Annotated in this window: 22 protein-coding genes; 13 read left to right on the top strand and 9 right to left on the bottom strand. The window is 69.3% G+C overall.

The window, feature by feature from the left end:
• Positions 1–27 precede the first annotated feature (27 nt).
• From AB0L53_RS57775 to AB0L53_RS57795, 5 genes are all read left to right on the top strand, one after another.
• Positions 28–939 carry an NAD(P)-dependent oxidoreductase gene (locus AB0L53_RS57775; protein WP_364015164.1) on the top strand — a complete coding sequence of 304 codons (912 nt, stop codon included), beginning with the start codon at positions 28–30 and terminating at the stop codon, positions 937–939.
• Positions 936–1,859: an RNA polymerase sigma-70 factor gene (locus AB0L53_RS57780; protein WP_364015167.1), complete on the top strand. Its 924-nt coding sequence runs from the start codon at positions 936–938 to the stop codon at positions 1,857–1,859. Before AB0L53_RS57775 ends, AB0L53_RS57780 begins: the two co-directional genes overlap by 4 nt.
• Before the next feature lie 62 nt (positions 1,860–1,921).
• Positions 1,922–2,617: an NAD(P)H-binding protein gene (locus tag AB0L53_RS57785; RefSeq protein ID WP_364015170.1), complete on the top strand. Its 696-nt coding sequence runs from the start codon at positions 1,922–1,924 to the stop codon at positions 2,615–2,617.
• Between the two features lie 5 nt (positions 2,618–2,622).
• Positions 2,623–2,931 carry a hypothetical protein gene (locus tag AB0L53_RS57790; protein ID WP_364015173.1) on the top strand — a complete coding sequence of 103 codons (309 nt, stop codon included), beginning with the start codon at positions 2,623–2,625 and terminating at the stop codon, positions 2,929–2,931.
• A gap of 40 nt (positions 2,932–2,971) precedes the next feature.
• Complete coding sequence (locus AB0L53_RS57795) at positions 2,972–3,778, top strand: SDR family NAD(P)-dependent oxidoreductase (RefSeq protein ID WP_364015175.1); 807 nt, start codon at positions 2,972–2,974, stop codon at positions 3,776–3,778.
• Between the two features lie 5 nt (positions 3,779–3,783).
• Here the strand turns inward: AB0L53_RS57795 and AB0L53_RS57800 are convergent, their stop codons facing one another.
• Together AB0L53_RS57800 and AB0L53_RS57805 are read right to left on the bottom strand one after the other, a co-directional pair.
• Entirely contained in the window at positions 3,784–5,361 is a 1,578-nt protein-coding gene (locus AB0L53_RS57800; RefSeq protein WP_364015178.1) for a multicopper oxidase domain-containing protein, read from the bottom strand.
• Entirely contained in the window at positions 5,354–5,782 is a 429-nt protein-coding gene (locus AB0L53_RS57805; protein WP_364015181.1) for a hypothetical protein, read from the bottom strand. Before AB0L53_RS57805 ends, AB0L53_RS57800 begins: the two co-directional genes overlap by 8 nt.
• Before the next feature lie 96 nt (positions 5,783–5,878).
• Between AB0L53_RS57805 and AB0L53_RS57810 the strand changes: the two genes are divergently transcribed.
• Entirely contained in the window at positions 5,879–6,805 is a 927-nt protein-coding gene (locus tag AB0L53_RS57810; RefSeq protein WP_364015183.1) for a LysR substrate-binding domain-containing protein, read from the top strand.
• A gap of 53 nt (positions 6,806–6,858) precedes the next feature.
• On the opposite strand, the gene AB0L53_RS57815 is transcribed toward AB0L53_RS57810, so the two are convergent.
• Positions 6,859–7,368, bottom strand: coding sequence for a hypothetical protein (locus AB0L53_RS57815; RefSeq protein WP_364015186.1), 510 nt, complete (start codon positions 7,366–7,368; stop codon positions 6,859–6,861).
• Between the two features lie 4 nt (positions 7,369–7,372).
• Between AB0L53_RS57815 and AB0L53_RS57820 the strand changes: the two genes are divergently transcribed.
• Positions 7,373–7,534, top strand: coding sequence for a hypothetical protein (locus AB0L53_RS57820; RefSeq protein WP_364015189.1), 162 nt, complete (start codon positions 7,373–7,375; stop codon positions 7,532–7,534).
• 36 nt (positions 7,535–7,570) lie between these two features.
• Here AB0L53_RS57820 and AB0L53_RS57825 read toward each other — a convergent pair whose 3' ends face one another.
• From AB0L53_RS57825 to AB0L53_RS57835, 3 genes are all read right to left on the bottom strand, one after another.
• The gene (locus tag AB0L53_RS57825) at positions 7,571–8,137 is read right to left on the bottom strand and encodes a carboxymuconolactone decarboxylase family protein (RefSeq protein ID WP_364015192.1); all 567 of its coding nucleotides are present in this window, start codon (positions 8,135–8,137) and stop codon (positions 7,571–7,573) included.
• Positions 8,134–8,733: a helix-turn-helix domain-containing protein gene (locus tag AB0L53_RS57830; RefSeq protein WP_364015194.1), complete on the bottom strand. Its 600-nt coding sequence runs from the start codon at positions 8,731–8,733 to the stop codon at positions 8,134–8,136. Before AB0L53_RS57830 ends, AB0L53_RS57825 begins: the two co-directional genes overlap by 4 nt.
• Positions 8,734–9,013: 280 nt before the next feature.
• On the bottom strand, positions 9,014–10,135 hold the full coding sequence (locus tag AB0L53_RS57835; protein WP_364015227.1) for a transposase: 1,122 nt from the start codon (positions 10,133–10,135) through the stop codon (positions 9,014–9,016).
• Positions 10,136–10,199: 64 nt separating this feature from the next.
• Here AB0L53_RS57835 and AB0L53_RS57840 point away from each other — a divergent pair, with 64 nt between their 5' ends.
• A complete protein-coding gene (locus AB0L53_RS57840) occupies positions 10,200–11,651 on the top strand; it encodes a PLP-dependent aminotransferase family protein (protein ID WP_364015197.1) in 1,452 nt (483 codons plus the stop codon).
• Between the two features lie 9 nt (positions 11,652–11,660).
• On the opposite strand, the gene AB0L53_RS57845 is transcribed toward AB0L53_RS57840, so the two are convergent.
• Positions 11,661–13,016, bottom strand: coding sequence for an FAD-binding protein (locus tag AB0L53_RS57845; RefSeq protein ID WP_364015200.1), 1,356 nt, complete (start codon positions 13,014–13,016; stop codon positions 11,661–11,663).
• Between AB0L53_RS57845 and AB0L53_RS57850 the strand changes: the two genes are divergently transcribed.
• A complete protein-coding gene (locus tag AB0L53_RS57850; protein ID WP_364015203.1) occupies positions 13,015–13,626 on the top strand; it encodes a hypothetical protein in 612 nt (203 codons plus the stop codon). The genes AB0L53_RS57845 and AB0L53_RS57850 overlap by 2 nt on opposite strands.
• 67 nt (positions 13,627–13,693) lie before the next feature.
• Positions 13,694–13,852 carry a hypothetical protein gene (locus AB0L53_RS57855; protein ID WP_364015206.1) on the top strand — a complete coding sequence of 53 codons (159 nt, stop codon included), beginning with the start codon at positions 13,694–13,696 and terminating at the stop codon, positions 13,850–13,852.
• A gap of 125 nt (positions 13,853–13,977) precedes the next feature.
• On the opposite strand, the gene AB0L53_RS57860 is transcribed toward AB0L53_RS57855, so the two are convergent.
• Positions 13,978–14,595, bottom strand: coding sequence for a hypothetical protein (locus tag AB0L53_RS57860; protein ID WP_364015209.1), 618 nt, complete (start codon positions 14,593–14,595; stop codon positions 13,978–13,980).
• 697 nt (positions 14,596–15,292) lie between these two features.
• Between AB0L53_RS57860 and AB0L53_RS57865 the strand changes: the two genes are divergently transcribed.
• Positions 15,293–16,120: a helix-turn-helix domain-containing protein gene (locus AB0L53_RS57865; RefSeq protein WP_364015212.1), complete on the top strand. Its 828-nt coding sequence runs from the start codon at positions 15,293–15,295 to the stop codon at positions 16,118–16,120.
• Positions 16,121–16,248: 128 nt separating this feature from the next.
• On the opposite strand, the gene AB0L53_RS57870 is transcribed toward AB0L53_RS57865, so the two are convergent.
• Positions 16,249–16,452, bottom strand: a complete 204-nt coding sequence (locus tag AB0L53_RS57870) for a hypothetical protein (protein WP_364015215.1) — start codon at positions 16,450–16,452, stop codon at positions 16,249–16,251.
• 162 nt (positions 16,453–16,614) lie between these two features.
• Between AB0L53_RS57870 and AB0L53_RS57875 the strand changes: the two genes are divergently transcribed.
• Positions 16,615–16,740 (top strand): hypothetical protein, encoded by a 126-nt coding sequence (locus tag AB0L53_RS57875; RefSeq protein ID WP_364015218.1) that lies wholly within the window; start codon positions 16,615–16,617, stop codon positions 16,738–16,740.
• Between the two features lie 112 nt (positions 16,741–16,852).
• Positions 16,853–17,602: an ester cyclase gene (locus AB0L53_RS57880; protein WP_364015221.1), complete on the top strand. Its 750-nt coding sequence runs from the start codon at positions 16,853–16,855 to the stop codon at positions 17,600–17,602.
• Positions 17,603–17,930 lie beyond the last annotated feature (328 nt).

Raw genomic sequence — 17,930 nt, forward strand, 5'->3', positions numbered from 1 at the left:
GGCTTTGGGATCTGGAAGGTGATGGTCATGCGGGTGTTCGTGGCGGGCGGGGCCGGGGTGTTGGGGCGGCGGCTGGTGCCGCTGCTGGTGGCGCGTGGCCACGAGGTGACGGCGACGACGACGAGCACGGCCAAGCGGGGCCTGCTGGAGCGGCTGGGCGCCGAGGCGGTCGTGATGGACGGGCTGGATGCGATGTCGGTCGGTGAGGCGGTGGCCCAGGCCCGGCCGGACGTGATCGTGCACCAGATGACGGCGATCTCCGGCAAGCCGGATATCAAGCACTTCGACCGGTGGTTCGCCACCACCAACCGGCTGCGCGCCGAGGGGACGGACCATCTGCTGGCCGCCGCCGAAGCGACCGGTGTATCCCATTTCGTCGCGCAGAGCTATGGCTCCTGGAACGGCATCCGCGAGGGCGGATGGGTGAAGACCGAGGAGGACCCGCTGGACCCGACGAGCACGGGCAAGGGGGCGGCGGCGATCCGCCACCTTGAGGACGTGGTCGTCAAGGCCGGCGGCGCGGTCCTGCGCTACGGCGCGTTCTACGGGCCGGGCGCCACCGATGACCAGGTCGAGCTCGTGCGCAAGCGGCAGTACCCGGTCGTCGGGAACGGCGCCGGCTACAGCTCATGGGTGCATCTCGACGACGCGGCGAGCGCCACTCTCCTGGCCGTGGAGCGCAAGGTGAAGGGCGTGTTCAACATCGTCGACGACGAGCCGGCCCCGGCCCGCGAGTGGCTGCCCTACCTGGCGGCGTGCGCGGGGGCGAAGCCGCCGATGCGGGTCCCGGTGTGGCTCGCCCGGCCGCTGGCCGGGAGTACGGCGGTGGCGATGATGACCCAGGGGCGCGGCTTCTCCAACGCCAAAGCCAAGCGGGAGCTGGGCTGGCAGCTGCGCTACCCCTCCTGGCGGCAGGGCTTCAAGGAGGAGCTGGCATGACGCGCGCCGAGGAGTTCCTGGAGCTGCGGCCGCTGCTGTTCTCCATCGCCTACCGGATTCTGGGCAGCGTGAGCGAAGCCGAGGACGCGGTCCAGGAGACCTGGCTGCGCTACGAGGCATCCCCGACGCGACCCGCCTCGACCAAGGCGTTCCTGTCGGCCACGGTGTCCCGGATCGCGATCGACGTGCTGCGCTCGGCACGCGTCCGGCGGGAGGAGTACGCCGGCCAGTGGTTCCCCGAGCCGCTGCTCGCCGACCCGTACGAGGATCCGGAGCGGTCGGCGGAGCTGGCCGACTCGGTATCGATGGCGGCCCTGTTGCTGCTGGAGCGGCTCAGCCCGCTCGAACGGGCGGTCTTCGTGCTGCGGGAGGTGTTCGGGTTCGGCTTCGGGGAGGTCGCCTCGGCGGTGGGCAGGTCGGAGGCGGCCTGCCGCCAGCTCGCCGTGCGGGCGCGCCGCCACATGGACGCGGGCCGCGCCCGGTTCGAGGCCGATCGACGGGAGCGAGCGGAACTCGCCGAACGATTCTTCGACGCCTTCCGGGAAGGGGACGTCGACGGCCTGCGGAAGCTGCTCGCCGCCGACGTACAGATGATCGGCGACAGTGGAGGCAAGGGCCCGCTGTGGGGCAAGGGCGTCTTCGGCGCCGCGAATGTAGCCCGGACGCTGGCCGCGATCGTCGCGCCGTTCGCCCGGATCGGCGGCGTCGTGGAGCCGCACGAGGTGAACGGCCGGCCGGGCGCCATCTTCCGCGACCGGGACGGCAACGTCGTCAACATCCTGGCGCTCGACACCCTCGACGGGCAGATCCAGACGATCCGCGCGGTGCTCAACCCCGACAAGCTGCGGCACCTGGGTCCGGTGGCGGACGCCTGGGCGGTCGTTCGCGAGGCGAACCAGGCCCGCCGGTCCACCAACTGACCACACGCGCCGCCAGCGCTACTCCACTCAGATGGTGTCGCTACCAAGGAAGGACAGCCGTCATGTTCATCACGGTCTTCGGAGCCAACGGTCCGACCGGCCGCCTGCTCACCGGCCAGGCACTCGCGGCCGGACATCGGGTCACCGCCGTCACCCGGCAGCCGGGCTCCTTTCCGCTGCGCCATGATCGGCTCGAGGTGGTCGGTGCCGACGTGCTCGATGCGGCGGCCGTCGACGCCGCCGTGGCGAAGCGGGATGCGGTGCTGTCGACGCTCGGGGTGCCCGCCGGGAAGGAGCCGATCAGCACCTATTCGCGGGGTGTGGCGAATATTGTCGCCGCGATGGAGCGGCATCGGATGCGTCGCCTCGCCGTGGTCAGCTCGAGCGGGGTCGCCCCGCACTCGTACTCCGATGGCGGCTTCCTGTTCAACCGAGTCGTGCTGCCGTACGTGACGCAGGTGCTGGGCAAGACGCTGTACGACGACATGCGGCGGATGGAGACGCTGATCCGCGCCAGCGATCTCGACTGGACGATCGTGCGCCCGAGCGGGCTCTACCACCTGCCGTCGCCCACCGACTACACCGTCGTCGAGGGCCACGCCGACGGCAGGTTCACCGCCCGTACGGACGTGGCCGCGAGCATGCTGGCACTGCTGGACGACGATCGCTACTTCCGTACCACCCTGAGCGTCATCACCACTGTCGACAACCCCACCCTGCTGCAGTGGATCCGCCGCGAAGCACTCGCCAAGAGCTGACCTTCATGGGCTCAGACCGCCGGCGCCCGTACGACCCGCAAACCACCTACGGGCAGTCGAAGACGGCCAACGCGCTGTTCGCGGTCGAGGCCGCCCGGCGGCGGGCGGGCGACGGCATCACCGTCATACCAGGCGTGGTCCGCACGAACCTGATGCGCCACATCGACCCCGAGGTGCTGGCCCGCTTCCAGGAGAGCGGCGCCGCGGACTACGCGCTGGACGCCGACCAGGCCGCCCGCCTGTGGGAGGTCTCCGTCACGTCGCTGGCTTCCCGGAAGCATGGCCCTGACCTGCGAGGGAAGGGGGATTCTTAAGCCGTTGCCGTACCAGGACGAACGCCCGAAGGAGCACATCGTGCGCGCCACCACGCCCCGCTCGTCCGGCCGACCGTTGGCGCTGGTGACCGGCGCGTCGGCCGGGATCGGCTACGAACTGGCTCGGTTGTTCGCCCGCGACGGCTACGACCTGGTGGTCACCGGCCGCAGCGACAAGATCTACCAGGCCGCGGCCGCCTTCGAAGAGGAGGGCGCCCAGGTCATCCCGGTACAAGCCGACCTCGCCCAATACGACGGCGTCGAGGCCGTCTGGCAGGCCGCGCAGGCTACCGGCCGGCCGGTGGAGGCAGCCGTACTCAATGCCGGACGCAGCATCGGCGGAGCCTTCCTCGACACCGACCTGGACGACGAACTCGACCTGATCTCCCTGAACGTCGCCTCGGTCGTCCACCTGGCCAAGCACGTGGCCCGGCATATGGCCGCCAACCGCAACGGAAGGATCCTGATCACCTCATCCCTGTCGGCGACCCTGCCCACGCCGTACGAGACCGTCTACGGGCCCTCCCGCGCCTTCACCTACATGTTCGCCCAAGGGCTGCGTGAGGAACTGAAGGAGCACGGCGTGAGCGTGACCGCCCTGCTGCCCGGAGCCACCGACAGCGACTTCCACGCCCGTGCCGGTATGGCCAACACCGCCTTCGGGACGGGGGCGAAGAAGAACAGCCGCATCGACGTGGCACACCAGGGCTTCGATGCCCTGATGGCGGGCAAGGACCATGTCGTGGCCGGCGACAGAGCCACGAAACGCACCGCCCTCATCCACCGGTTCTTGCCCGAGACGTTCAAAGCCGCCCGCCACGCCCACAAGGCCAAACCTCGCGCGTAGGAAAGTCAGCTGACCTCAAGGTTGGCCATCATGCCCATGTCCTCGTGTTCGGCGTTGTGGCAGTGAAAGAGGAAACGGCCGCGGTAGCCGTCGAAACGGGTGATGATCTCCACCGATTCGCCCGGCCGAAGTGAGACGGTGTCCTTGAGCCCCGCGTCGTGCGGCAATGGCGGCCGGCCGCCGCGCGAGAGCACCCGGAAGCCGACCAGGTGCAGGTGGACGGGGTGATGGACGTCGGCGACCAGCCGCCACACCTCGACATCGCCGAGACCGACGGTGACATCGGAGCGGGCGGGGTCGAACGGCAGCCCGCCGATCAGCCAGCCATGGTCGCCGCCCATTCGCCCGGTGCGGAAGGAGAACTCGCGCGTCCTGACGGCCTCCGAGCGGCGCCAGTCCGGCAGGTCCGTGGAAAGGATGCCGGGGATGCGGCTGTCGTCGGTGGCCTTGCGCGCGACGCGGAAGGCCATCACGTCGCGGGTACGCCCGGAGCCCAGCCGGTTGACGATTCTCACCCGGCTGCCGACCGGCAGGCCCGTGAAGTCGATGATCACGTCGTAGCGTTCGGCGGGCGCGATCGGCAGGAGCCGGTGGGTGACCGGCGCCGCGAGCAGTCCCTGATCGGCGCCGATCTGGACGAGGTCGAGCGGGCGCCCGTCGTCGCTGACCGCTTCGAGCTCGTAGTGGCGGGCGTTGGAGGCGTTGAGGACGCGCAGCCGGTAGCGGGCCGCGTCGACCTCGTGCACGGGCCAGGGGGCGCCGTTGACCAGGATCACGTCACCGAGGACACCGGCGAGATACGGATCCTGTACGCCCGGCCGTCCGGGCAGAGCGGGATAGGCGAGGCCGCCGTCGGCGGCGAACGCCCGGTCGGCGATCATGAGGGGCAGTTCGCGCCGCCCCGAGGGCAGGCCGAGGGCGTCCTCGGCGTCGTCGCGGACGATCTGCAGCCCGGCCAGGCCGCGCCAGATCGCGGGGGCGGTGAAGTCCATCCGGTGGTCGTGGTACCACAGCAGCGCGGGCCGCTGATCCAGCGGAAAGGTGTAGTCGCGCGTCAGCTCGGTCACAGCCGCCCGCGGATCACGCATGGCATGCGCGGAGCCGTGCCCCATGTGCGTGGTGGCCTGCGGCCAGCCGTTGGGCAGGACGAGGTCGGTCGGGTACCCGTCGGAGGCCGCCGGGGTCCGTCCGCCGTGCAGGTGTACGACGGTCGGCACGGGCAGTTCGTTGTGGTGCGTCACAGTGATCGGCCGGCTGCGGCGCGCCTCGATCGTCGGCCCGGGGAAGGTGCCCTCGTACGTCCATAGTGCTGTCCTGACCCCGGGCAGGATCTCCGCGCTCGCTTCACGCTGGGTGATCTCGTACCGGTCGGCTCCGCCCGAGGTGCCGACCGGCGCCAGCACGGCGGGAATCGGCAGCGGCACCTGGAACGGCGGCGGCAGCGGTACGGCACTGCGCAACTCGGCACCGGTCATCGACGGGCGGCGGGCCAGCGCGGCCGAGGCAGACAGCCCAGTGGCCGCCATCAGCCCGAGCGCCCCGCCGATGCCCAGAACCCGCCGCCGGGTCACACCCTCACGCATGGTGGACCTCCCGCCGCGGCGCTTTGTCGTCACGTACGTGACCGCCGCCCAGCCAGACGGCGATGAACAGCACGACGAGCGCGACGACGGTCATCACACCCAACGGGATGTGCAACCACAGCGCGCCGTCCAACCCGGCGAAGTACTGCACGGTCTCGGCCGCCGCCACCGCCATCGTAGCCAGGAACGGCCAGACCTGACGCAGCCGAATCCACACCACGATCGCCACGATCACCTGCAGGTAGCCGATGGAAGTGACCACGTCGGCGCCGATCGCGTGCCAGCGCAGACTGTCGAAGTCACCGGTCAGGTACGCCCCGGCGAACACCGGCTGGCCGACGACCGCCACCACATGCGCGCTGACGACGGCCCGCAGTGTCCACCCCGTCGGTGTCGTCCGATGCGCGGGCATGGTGAGCATGGGATATCCCCCCTTATGTTGTTCGGCATCGACGCTATGGCTCGTGGGTTATCTTGTCTAAGATCAATATCGCTATGCTGTTATGTATTGAGAGGCATGATGGAGCTGAACACGCTCAGGCAGTTCCTGGTGGTGGCGCGGCTTGAACACCTCAGCCGCGCGGCCGACGAGCTGCGCGTCGCCCAGCCTTCGCTGAGCCGTACCATCGCCCGTTTGGAGAGCGAACTGGGCACACCGCTGTTCGATCGCAGCGGCCGGCTCCGGCTGAACGACACGGGCAAGCTCTTCCGCGACTACGTCGAACGCTCTCTCGGCGAGCTCGACGCGGGCCGTCGAGCCGTCGCCGAGGCCACCAGCGAGGGCGTGGGCACGGTGCGGCTGGCGTCGGAGACGTTCCTCACCCTCACTGGGCCGCTGGCGGCCTACAAGCGAGCTCATCCCTCTATCGAGGTCGAACTCCGCTGGGCGGCGGCCGAGGACATGGCCCGCCACCTGCGGGCCCAAGAGGTCGATCTGTGTGTCGCCTCGCAGCCGATCCACGCCGAGGGCCTGGAGGCGGTTCAGCTGCTTGATGACGCGGTGTGGGTGGCCACGTCACTCGATCATCCACTGGCGGGCCGTACCTCAGTGAGCATCAACGAGCTCGCCGACCAGTCTTTCGTCGCCGCCCGCAAGGGGCACTGGCAGCGCCGCCTCCTCGACCGGCTCTTCGCCGCCAGAGGACTCACGCCGAAGATCGTCTGTGAGGTCGATGAGCTCAGCGCCATCGCCGAGCTGATCGGCGCGGGGCTCGGCATCGGCCTCGTCCCTTCCTTCGCCCGGCATAGCTCCATCCGTGCCCCCCTCGCCGCGATCACCGTCGACAGCCCCGACTGCCGTCGCGTGGTCACGCTCTACTGGAGCGCCGACAGCCACCTGTCGACCGCCGCCCGCCTGATGCGCACCACGATCACCGGCTGGAACTGGGTCGCCGGCGAACCGCAGGGCGTCCGCACCACGAGCGAGATGTCAGGACCCGGATAGGCGGCATCCGGGCCTTGCCGCGTCACCGGGTGTCGAGCAGGCGATCAAGCAGCTTACGGGGGGCTGATGACGGTGAGCATGCGGGCGAGCTTCCATGGCCGAGGGCGCCAAGCGGCGAGCTTTCCACCCAGAAGCGGTTTGGCTATTCCTTGCCGGCCGATGAACACCATCATGAGAGCCGCAGGGTCGGCGAACAGGCGCGCGTCGGCGTCGCGTGTGGACGCCGAGTCGAGTGTCAACGAACCGCGGTCGAAGACCATCAACGTGCGCCCGCCTCCACGCAGGCGCAGGTCGAAGCGAGCTCGGAAGGATCCGGCCTTGTCCTGGTTCACCAAGGCCGTGGGCGGCAGTGCCGCGATGAGCGGAAGCACGCCGCCCTCGACCGCGAGCAGAGCGTGGTGCCGCTGGATCGGCCACGAGCGCCCGGCGGCTGTGGCGATGTCGTGGCCGTGGATCAGGCATTCCTCGAGCAGGTGACCCAGAGCGGCCGCACAGCAGACGTCGAGGGTGGGGATCGCGGTCGACGGCCGGCTGCTCCAGTTGCGGGCGACGGGCTCGGGCATCGAGGTGACCCCGCACGATGGCGGCGATCTCGATGCCGTCGTACGCGCTGACGCCTCGATCATTCTCGGGCTGGCCGCAGGTGCGCTCACCCTCGACGATACCCGCGGGCTCGTCGAGGTCGAAGGCGATAAAGCTGCCGCACGAGTCCTTTTCGAGACAGGCTGATCACCCTGACGGCACCCAGGCGGAGCAGGCAACGGGTCAGGCCGTCGCCTGCTCCCGCCTCCACTGCTGATCGGCCCAAGCCGGATCCAGCGGAGTGTGGGCAATGTGGTTGGTGTAGTTCGACAGCGTCTTCATACCGACGCCGAGCACGACGTCCAGCACGTGGCGGCGGGTGTGCCCGGCGGCCAGGAACGCCTCGATCTCGGCCTCGGCCACCCAGCCCCGCTGCGCTACGACCGCTTGGGTGAGGCGGCGCACCGCCTCCAGCGCCCGGTCAGCGATCGGCTGACCGGCGCGCAGAGCCTGAACCACCTCGGCAGGCACCCGGGCGCGCAGCGCGAGCGTGGAGTGGGCGGCCACGCAGTACTCGCAGCCGTTCTCCACGCTGGCGGTGATCAGCACCACCTGCTTGGCCGCCGCCGGCAGCGACGACTTGCCGAACTGCTCGGCCAGCGCGTTGTAGCCGGCCAGCAGTTCCGGCGACTCGGCCATCACCCCGTTCAGCGTGGTCACAAACCCCATCCGCTTCTTGGCCGCATCCAACATAGGGCGGGCGGCCTCGGGGGCGTCGGTTTCGTCGTAGGTGCGAAAACCGCTCATCATCTCTCCTCGGTAGTGGTGAAACCGTCAATTACGGCGTGCACGCCCGCCAGCAGGACGGCCGGCTCGGCGCCGGCTCGCGAACGCAGGTTGACCGCGTAGGCCTGCAGAGTCAGCGCTTCGGCGGCCGCCTCCACATTCAGGTCGGCTCGGAGTTGGCCGTCGGCGCGCGCGGCCTCCAGCGCGGCGCGCATCGCCGCCCGGAGTGCGTTGTGGTGGCGATCCAGAACCTCGCGGATCTCCGGCAGGCCACCGCTCGCCGTGGCGTGGCTGTTGGTGACCAGACATCCCCAGCGGGCGTGCTCCCCCGCGCACCGCGCCGCTACCAGCCGCTCGAAGAACGCGGCGATGGCCGGCACGCCCCGGGCGTCGGCGGCCAGAGCCTCGAACACCGGCCGCGACTGCCGCTCCAGATAACGGCCCAGCGCGGCGGCCTGCAGCTGCGTCTTGCCGCCGAAGGTCGCATACAGGCTGGAGCGGCTGAGCCCGGTCGCCTGGACGACATCGGCGATGCCGGCGCTGTCGGTCCCACGTTGCCAGAACAGGTTCACCACCTGGTCCAGAGTCGCGTCGGGATCGAAGTGTTTGATGTCGGGCATCTGACCGCCTCCTATCTTGGAACGACCATTCCAAGATAGGAGGCGGCGGCGTCCCGGCGCAACTCCGTGCAGGGATCTTTCAGATATCGCAGTGATCCAACCGCCCGACCGTATTCGCCCCACTTCCGAGATTGACGCCATCTCGGAAGTGCGCTGCCGGCCGAAACCCGGCGCACCTATCGCTCCCGGGTGCGCGGTGGTGGCGGCCGGGCGAGGTGGACATCCTGCGAGGCTCGCGTACCGGCCCGCTGATGCTGGATGCCCTCAGATCACCCGTTTGCTACGACGGGCCATGGCAAGGGAGATGAGCACGAGCAGTGATGATCCGCCCCAGTAGAGGAAGTCGCGTGTGCTGTGCCAGGTCAAGTCCCCGCCGCCGAACTGGAAGAGAGCAAGGCCGGTCCAGGCGTAGATCGCGCTTGCCAGCGCCCAGCGAGCGTCCCTCGCCGCCACCGTGGCCCAGACCGCCCAGACCAGCAGGAGCGCCTCGACTCCCAACCTGAGCGCTACCCATGGCAGCACGCTGCGGGGATGCAGGCTTCTCCCAAGGGCGGCGTAGGTCGGCGGCCAAGGGGCGGGCCAGCCGGAGTTGGGTGTAGACGGCCAGGATCAGCCAGGTCCAGCGATCAGCCGCCCGCGGATCGCGGATCTTGGGGCAGGTCCGGCCGAGGGTCTGCTTGAGCAGGCGGAAGGTGTGCTCGATGTCGAAGCGGCGCAGGACCGCCTGCCACATCCGGTCCACCTCGATTGCTGTGGCATCGACCTGGGACCACCACAGCCACACCGGCTTCGGGATCGCCCCGCTGGGCAGATGGCCCACCTCCAGTCGGATCACGGTGCCCTCGATCATCGGCAGCTCAGCCGAATCGGCCCAGGCCGCACGGCGGGTCAACCGCGGATGCAGCCGATCCCAAGCCCAGGCGGTGGCGCGCCCGTACAGGCGGGTGTCGGTCTCGGGGTCCACGTCTGGCTCGCCCCAACTGTCCCGGTCGCCGAAGATGAACTCGCCCCCATGGCGCGGTGGCCGGCCGTTGGTCCCCCGCACCCGTGCTGGGGCCGCCCGGCGCAGCACCCGATCCGAACGCATTCTGGCCAGGATCTGAATGGACAGATCACGCAACGACCATGCCAAGCGCGGCCCGTCATAGCCCGCATCAGCCACGATCAGGATGTCGGGATCACCGCACTGCCAATGCCCGGCAGCCATGAGCCGCTCGACCACCTCGCGCAACTGGGCGGCGGTCACCGCGGCCAGATCATCTCCCGGCGCCAGCCGGAGCGCATCCAGCGGCGCAGTCCACGAGCTGCGGCCCGTCTCCAACGCCACCACGAACGAGTACGGCCAGCCCGGGATCATGATGTGCTGGTCCTTGCCCGCCCATAGGTATTCAGTCCTTTCCAGTCGCCGCCGTAGGGGCGAGACTCAGCTTGGCGGGAATTGGTACACGCCGGTAAGGTCCGATCCTGTGGGGCAATTGAGGACCAATTCCGGGCTGGCCGAGGATTTGCTCATCGAGTTGGACCGCGACGCCGGGATGCCACTGCACCGGCAGATCGAGGCGTCCATCCGCGCGAGCATCCGGGCCGGTCGGTTGCGAGCGGGTGCGTCGCTGCCACCCACCCGCACCCTCGCGGCCGGGCTCGGGGTTTCCCGCGGGGTGGTCGTGGAGGCATACCAGCAGCTCGTGGCCGAGGGCTACCTTGCCAGTCGATCGGGCGGTTACACCCAGGTCGCCGCGTCGATGCCGCCGGCCGCCGCCGGCGCGGGCTCCGCGGCTTCGATGGCGGCTTCGACGGCGCAGCCGGCCGCCCGCAGCGTCGGCTTCAGGGTCGACTTCGGGTACGGCCGCACCGACGTGTCGCAGTTCCCGCGGGCCGCCTGGCTGCGCTCGGTTCGTACGGTGCTCACCACCACACCCAACGACCGGTTCGCCTACCTCGACGGGCGCGGCGTGCCCGAACTGCACCAAGCCCTGTGCGACTACCTCAACCGGGTACGCGGCACGCTGGCCGTCCCCGGCAACGTGGTCATCTGCAACGGCTACGGGCAGGGCATCTCGCTGCTGATCCAGGTGCTCGCGCGACGCGGCGCCAAGCGGATTGCCCTGGAAGACCCGTCGTCCGACGACGATGCCCGGGTGCTGGCCGGGGCCGCTGGACTGGACGTGGTCGGCATCCCGGTGGGTCCGGACGGCGTTCAGGTCGACGCCCTCGACCTGGCCGACGCCGACGCGCTGGTCCTCACGCCGTCGCACCAGTGGCCAACCGGCGGGGTGCTGTCGGCGGCGGCGAGGGCCGAGGTGATCCGCTGGGCGAGGCGCAGCGGCGCGATCGTGGTCGAGGACGACTACGACGCGGAGTACCGCTACGACCGGTCTCCGGTGGGAGCCATGCAGGGCCTGGCGCCCGATCACGTCGTCTACTGCGGCACGGCCAGCAAGACGCTCGCGCCGGGGTTGCGGCTCGGCTGGATGGTAGTGCCTCCCGAGTTGGTCGCCGACGTCGCCGCGGAAAAGCTGCTCGCCGACCGCGGTTCGTCGGTCATCGACCAGCTGACATTCGCCGACTTTCTCGGCCGCGGCGAGTTCGACCGTCACCTGCGCCGGATGCGTCCGGTGTACCGGCGCCGCCGAGACGCGCTGCTGGACGCGCTGCGCACCCATCTGCCGGATCTGCGACCGGCCGGGATCGCCGCCGGGCAGCACGTGGTCACCTGGCTCCCGCCCGACCTCGACGAGGCGGCGGTGGTGGCGGCAGCCGCCCGGCACGGGCTCGGCATCCAGGGCGTCGGGCCGTTCCGGATCGCCGGCGCCGGGCCCGGTGGCCTGATCTTCGGCTACGCCATCCTCAGCGAGAGCGCCATCGCCGAGGGGGTCGCGCTGCTGGCGACGGCCATCCGGGAGGTACGGGAATCCTGACGCGGCCCGTCACAGTGCCGGACGGATGTTCTGGTTCAGATGGAACACGTTCGCCGGGTCGTACGCGGTCTTCACCGCGGTCAGCCTGGTCAGCTTCGCGGCCGAGTACGCCCGCCGCACGCCGCGCTGCCCATCGGCCAGTTCGTCGGCCGTCAACGAGTTGACGTACACCCCGCTGGCGTACGGCTCGAGCGAGGCACCGGCGGCACGGGCGGCACCCGTCCTGGCGTCGTCCTCGGCCGGGTCGGTCCAGCGGGAGCCGGCACCGAACTCGAACATCGTGCCGCGGTGGCTGAACGCCGCGTCAGCTTCCGGGACATCGGCGATCGCGCCGCCGTGCGCCTGCAGGCCGACGCCCGGCAGGTCCGGGCTCGCGCTCAGGTCGGTGCCGCCGCGCAGCAGGAACGCCTCGATCGCCGCGGTGGGAAAGGTCCGCAGGTAGTGCCCCTTGGAATAGCGGCGGTAGGCATGGCCGCCGGTGGAGTCCTCGCGCTGCTGCAGTTCGAGGTAGGACGGTGTGGTGACGCGGGAGGCGACGGGACGCCCGAGCGCCCGCATCGCGGGCAGCAGCCGGCGGCCATCGTCCGGGTCGCCGACCCATACGAACCCCAGCGTGGCGATCGGGCCGGCGGGAGCGTTGCCGACATTGGCGGTGAAGGTCGCCTGCCGGGGCGCGACGGCGTTCAGATCGCGCCAGCCCTCGATGACCGGGACGGCGTCCTCGGCGCGGAAGTCGAACTCGGCGACCAGCGTCCGCGTGCCGGTGTGATGCAACTGGAACTCGAACTCGGTGACGATGCCGAAGTTGCCGCCACCGCCGCGCAGGCCCCAGAACAGGTCGGGGTTTTCGGTGCGGCTCGCGGTCACCACGTCGCCCTCGGCGGTGACCATCGTGTAGGAGACGACGTTGTCGCAGGCCAGGCCGCACTGGCGGGCCAGCCAGCCCATGCCGCCGCCGAGCGTGAGCCCGCCGACGCCGGTGTGGGAGACGTTGCCGGCGGTGGTGGCCAGGCCGTAAGCCTGGGACGCCCGGTCCAGCGCGCCGAGCAACGCGCCGCCCTGCACCCGGGCCCGGCGGCGGGCCGGGTCGACCCGCACGCCGCCCATGGGGGTCAGGTCGATCATGAGACCACCGTCGGGCACGGCGAAGCCGGCGACGTTGTGGCCGCCACAGCGCACGCCGATCTCGAGGTCCAGTTCGCGGGCCATCCGCACGGCGGCGACCACGTCGGCGACGCCTGCCGCGCGGACGATCATGCGTGGACGCCGGTCGATCATGGCGTTCCAGACGGTACGGGCGGTGTCGTAGCCGGCGTCGCCAGGCGTGAGCACCTGGCCGTCGAAGCGAGTTGCTGTCGTTGTCATGCCACCCAGCCTGGCAGGAATCGGTACACTCGATAAGGTCCGATCCTGTGGGCTTATTGAGGACCAATTCAGGGTTGCTCATCTGTCTGCAATCGCCGAGGAACACACCCGCGCCGATGAGGTCGAACGTCACCCGTGCCCACGATGCGCCGTCGCGGCGGGTTCGCCGTGCCGGTCGCGTTCGGACGCGGTAGCCGGCTCCGCCCTCACCCAGGAACTACAGGCGCAGCTGGCCGCGCACGGCATCGGCCGCGAGAAGATCTCGACCCGGGTGAAGGTGCCCCCGCGATTCGAGGCGGCGCTCACGCTGGCGCGGCATATCAAGGCGCACGCCCCGCACTGCCGGGTCGTCCTGACGGTGTTTGAGATGAAACGGCTGGGCCGTGACGCCGCCGAACTCACCGCGCTGGCCGAGACCGAACGCGAAGCCATCCGCGAGTCCACCCTGGAAGGCATCTACCGGGCCCTCGCCGAGTGTGAGAGGACACAGGCCTACCCCGAAGCGGCCGAGGCGGCCGACGCCGACTTCGCCCTCCTGCAACGGGTGCCGGTAGTAATGAAGAAATTTCCCACGAAGTACCGCCCGACCTGCGGCAACGGCCGCGTTTGACTGGTTGGTGATCACTGCCACTACCTTCGTTCCGGTTTCGTCCGGTACGGCAGGTAGAGGTGGTGCGTTGTCCGAGAAGATGTTCTCCGAGGAGCAGCTGGAGCAGCTGCGGTTGTACGGCAAGCGCGATCAGACCCGCTCGGATCATCTGGGCCTGAAACTGCGCCAGCTCCTTCATCGCCTGGCTGCCCGCCGGAGGCCAAGGTGTTCGGCGGCGGCACTATAAGCTCATCCGATGGCCAGCGGTTCCCCGTACGCGGCAAGACCCTGAGCGGCCGGACCATGGTCATTCACGGCGGTCAGGTGCTGTCGACCTACACGCAGGTCTCTGATCTTCTCTGCACTGTGTTGTCAGAGCCGGTAGGTCTCGTACCGCCCCTCAAGCGAAGCCTTGGCGGCATCGGCGACGTCCTCTCGCGGGAAGGAAACGCATGCGGTGAGGAATGCCTTGACGCGTGGGCCGTGCCAGCCAGCTGCTGCGGCCGCAGGCCAGAAGCGAAGTCCGTCGTAGGGGGTGCGCTCCTCGACAAAGTTCAGGATGCGGTCGATGGCGGGCTCGTCAAGAGTGAGGCGGAGCATCGCGACCGCACGCAGGGCACCGTCGGCGAGCATGTCGTTGCCCGTGCTCAGACACCAGTCAAGCGGCGCCGGATCGTTGGGGTGGTCTCGGCCGAGTCGGACGATTCCGTCGCCAAGGGCGACATAGATCATCGTGGCGTCCAGCGGCTTGAGCGCGAGTTCTCTGAGCAGCGGGAGAGCGGGCTGGTGACCGCACGTCGCCAGTGCCATGATCATCTCGTATTGCGTTTCCCAGGTCCGCGGATCACGGATCTCTCGCCGCAGGGTGTCGAGCAGCGCAGGGCCAGCTGCGGGGTCGGCCAGAGCACGCAGCCTCTTTGCGGCGGCGCGGCGGCGCGGCGATCGAGTGTCGGCAAGTGCAGTGATCGCGTCCGGCAGGCTAAGCGCCACCGTTCCTCCTCATCCGGCTTGGGCAAACGCGAATTTATCGCATCAGTCTGTCGCTGTCGGAGGCTTCTTTGCACTCCGCGGTGGGCGGTGGCGTGCAGGAAGGTGAGGGTGAGGTCGATGCCTTCGATCTCGCCCTGCCAGTTCTCGTCAACGGCGCGTTGCCGGCGGGCAAGGAGATCTTCTTCGATCTCGTCGAGCCGGGGCAGCATCTTCGGGCAGATGCTGATTATGGGGCACCTCAGACACGAAAGCTCATGCTGGCAAGGGGTCCCGCAGGGGTGGGCGCAGCCTCCCAGTACGACCTTGCGCTGGTCGAAATGTCCCTCGAACCCGAGGTACGCGCCTCGGCCACCTTCGCCGTCGTTGGATGCTGTCGGCGGTCTCGAGGATCGGCGGCCTCAAGGAACGGTGTCGCGGGCGCTTCCGCTGGTCCAGGCTCATCGGCGTACGTCCAAACCTGCGGACGAGGGCTCTCTACGCAGACGGGTGGTCGATATGACCTGTGGTGAGCACGGACCAAGTCTGGCCCAGCCAGCAACCAGACCCCGGCAACCGAGTCCGGTGATACCCCGACGCTGTCCGGCAGAATCGACCGGGAGTTATCGACCGGAGTTGTCGAATCTGGGCCGCGTTGTTCGTAGCTAGGGTGAGCGGTCGCCCACGAGGGCACTGTCACGACCAAGGGAGATGCCGACCGATGCTGCAGCACCCACGGGCCAAGGTCCACCGCATGTTCGAGCTCGTCGAGCCGATCGCCACCGTCACCTTCTCCGAGGTGGCGAACGAGGCGTTCCTGGCCCTCGGTATGCGCAACTACTGGGACGGGTATTTCGCGGGCCGGGCCGCGCCGCTGGGGTTGGCACCGGCCGCGGTGGTGCACGCGGTCTTCTACAACTTCGCCGACGGCGAGGTGGCGCGCCACATCCCATGGGTGTGGGGGAAGATCAGCCCGGAGGAGGCGATCGCCGTGCGCGAGCGGGGCAGCGCCGCCGCGCTGCGGCAGATGATCGGGGAGCTCGCCGACTCCCCTGGTCTGGTGCGGATCGCCGACCTCGCCACCCGGGCAGCGGTCAGCGCGCCGGCCGAGGGTCGAGCGCTGTACGCCGGGCTCCAGGCGCTCGATGTGCCCGAGGAGTCAGTGGCCAGGCTATGGCACGCGGCGACGCTGTTGCGGGAGCACCGCGGGGACGGCCACAACGCCGCCCTTCTCGCCCACGGCATCGGCGGCACCGAGGCCCACGTCCTCATGGCTCTTTCCCTCGGAATGAGGGCGGAGGAGTTCGGCCGGATCCACCACCTGCCCAAGGCACAGTTGGCCGCCGTCGTCGATAGGCTGCGTGGCCGCGGCCTCGTGGACGCTGCCGGCGGGTTCACCGACGCCGGCCGGGAGACCAGGGAGCGGATCGACGCCCTCACCGACGAGCTGGCAGCGCCGGCGTACGACGTGCTCAGTACGGACGAGCTCGACGAGCTGGTCACGGGGCTCGAGCCGATCGCCGCCGCGGTATGGGCCGTCGACAAGTGAGCGGGCATCATGCGGCAGCGACGGCTACGACCCCAGCCCGGCCACCGAGGTGAGCAGGTCGTTGCGCGGGATCATCCGCTGGCCGCCATGAACGCCGAGGCGGAGCGACGTTCGCTGTTCCTGGCGTCCTACCCTGCCAGCATCTGGGTGACGATGACGTAGAGCGCCCAGACCGACAGCCCGGCCATGATGATGATCTCGCGCCAGCCGAGGGCGGGCCTGGCCTGGATGGCGTACGACATGGTGATGTTGGGTGCCGCCGGCGCGGGCGGTCGCCGGCTCTCGGCCAGTGGCTGGTTGAAGCGGTGGATGAAGATCTGGATAAGGTTCATGCCGGCGACCAGCCCGGCGGCGAAGCTCGGTAGAACAGAGCGATCAAGATGCCCAGGGCGATCGTCATGGCCGGCGTTCTTTCATGAGGTCGGGGTGTCGTCGAAAGCGGCGGTGGCGGTGAACCAGGGGCGCAGCACGGCGGGCTCGACCAGCACGAGGCAGTGTTCGGCAAGGCCGAGGATCCGTTGCTCAAGGATGTCGGCCAGCAGGGGTGCGATGCGGTCGGCGACGCCCGGGCGCAGCTTCTGCCGGACGACGGCGTTGTCGTCGGACTGTCAGACGCGTAGCAGCGCGACCAGCAGGTCGCGCCGCTGGGCCTTCTAGTGGTAGAAGGCCCCCTTGGAGGCGCCCCACCAGGGACCAGACGTCCTGCACGCTCATCCGCTCGTAACCCTTGGTGTGCAGCAACAGCTCCGCCGCGTCCAGGAAGTGCGCCCGCCGTCCGGCGTGCGCGGCCTGATCAACTGTCCGGGCCACCGCATCCTCCCTTTTAACAAACCGGTTGCCGGTTTGTTAATACCGCGAGAGTCCACTGGTGTCGCGAGCCGCTCCGTCGGCGGTGAAGGGTGGCACCAGGATCGGGGAAGCGGATCATCACAGCCGGCCGGCATCGGCGTCACAATCCGAGGGGCTATCTCGTCGGTAGTTACCGAGGCGCCGGTGTCATCGCCGGGCGTCCATGACCGCATCATCTCGATCCAAGGAGAAGGCGCCATGTCGACAGCTCAGGAATCACGCAACAAGGAGACGTACCACCGCTTCCACGAGGCCATCAACAGCGGCGATCTGGAGGTCATCTCGAAGGCGATCGACGAGCTCATTCACCCGGACGGGCGGTTCCACACGGCGGAGCGGACTGACGCGAACGCGGTGCAGGCGCAAAAGCGCATATGGGAAGTCCTCCTGCGCGCGTTTCCCGACATCCGTATAACGCTCGAGGACCTGATCGCCGAGGAAGACAAGATCGTCGCTCGGCAGACGGTCACCGGGACCAACTCCGGTGAATACCGGGGCATGCCCCCGACCGGCAAATCCGTCACCTACCGCGAGATCTTCATCATCCGCTTCGCCGACGGCCAGATCACCGATATCTGGGGCGTCGTCGACCTCTACTCACAACTGCGGCAACTCGGCCTCATCCCGGCATAGTGCGCCCACCGCTAGCAAGCCCGGTGACAACCGCCGAGCCGAGAGCCCGGACCGTCCTCAGCTCATGAAGACGACCTGGATGAGTACGGCGACCGCCGCCCCGGCCCCCATGACGGTGCCCGGGGTTGAGGAACCTGCGGACAGCCGTTGGCGGTACCCGCGAGTAACTTAGTGGCCTTGCCTGGAAGTCTCTCGGGGGTTGACTTTCGGATCTGGTGTGGTCAGTCCGTGAGGGGGGGTCACGTAGAGGTCGCAGGCCAGGTCGAGGGCTTCCTGTGGGGTGCCGATGAACCAGGGGGTGGGTTGGTACTTGCCGTTGCTGGGGGTA

It is taken from the genome of Nonomuraea sp. NPDC052129 (genome assembly GCF_040680095.1).
In the GTDB taxonomy this organism is placed as follows: domain Bacteria; phylum Actinomycetota; class Actinomycetes; order Streptosporangiales; family Streptosporangiaceae; genus Nonomuraea.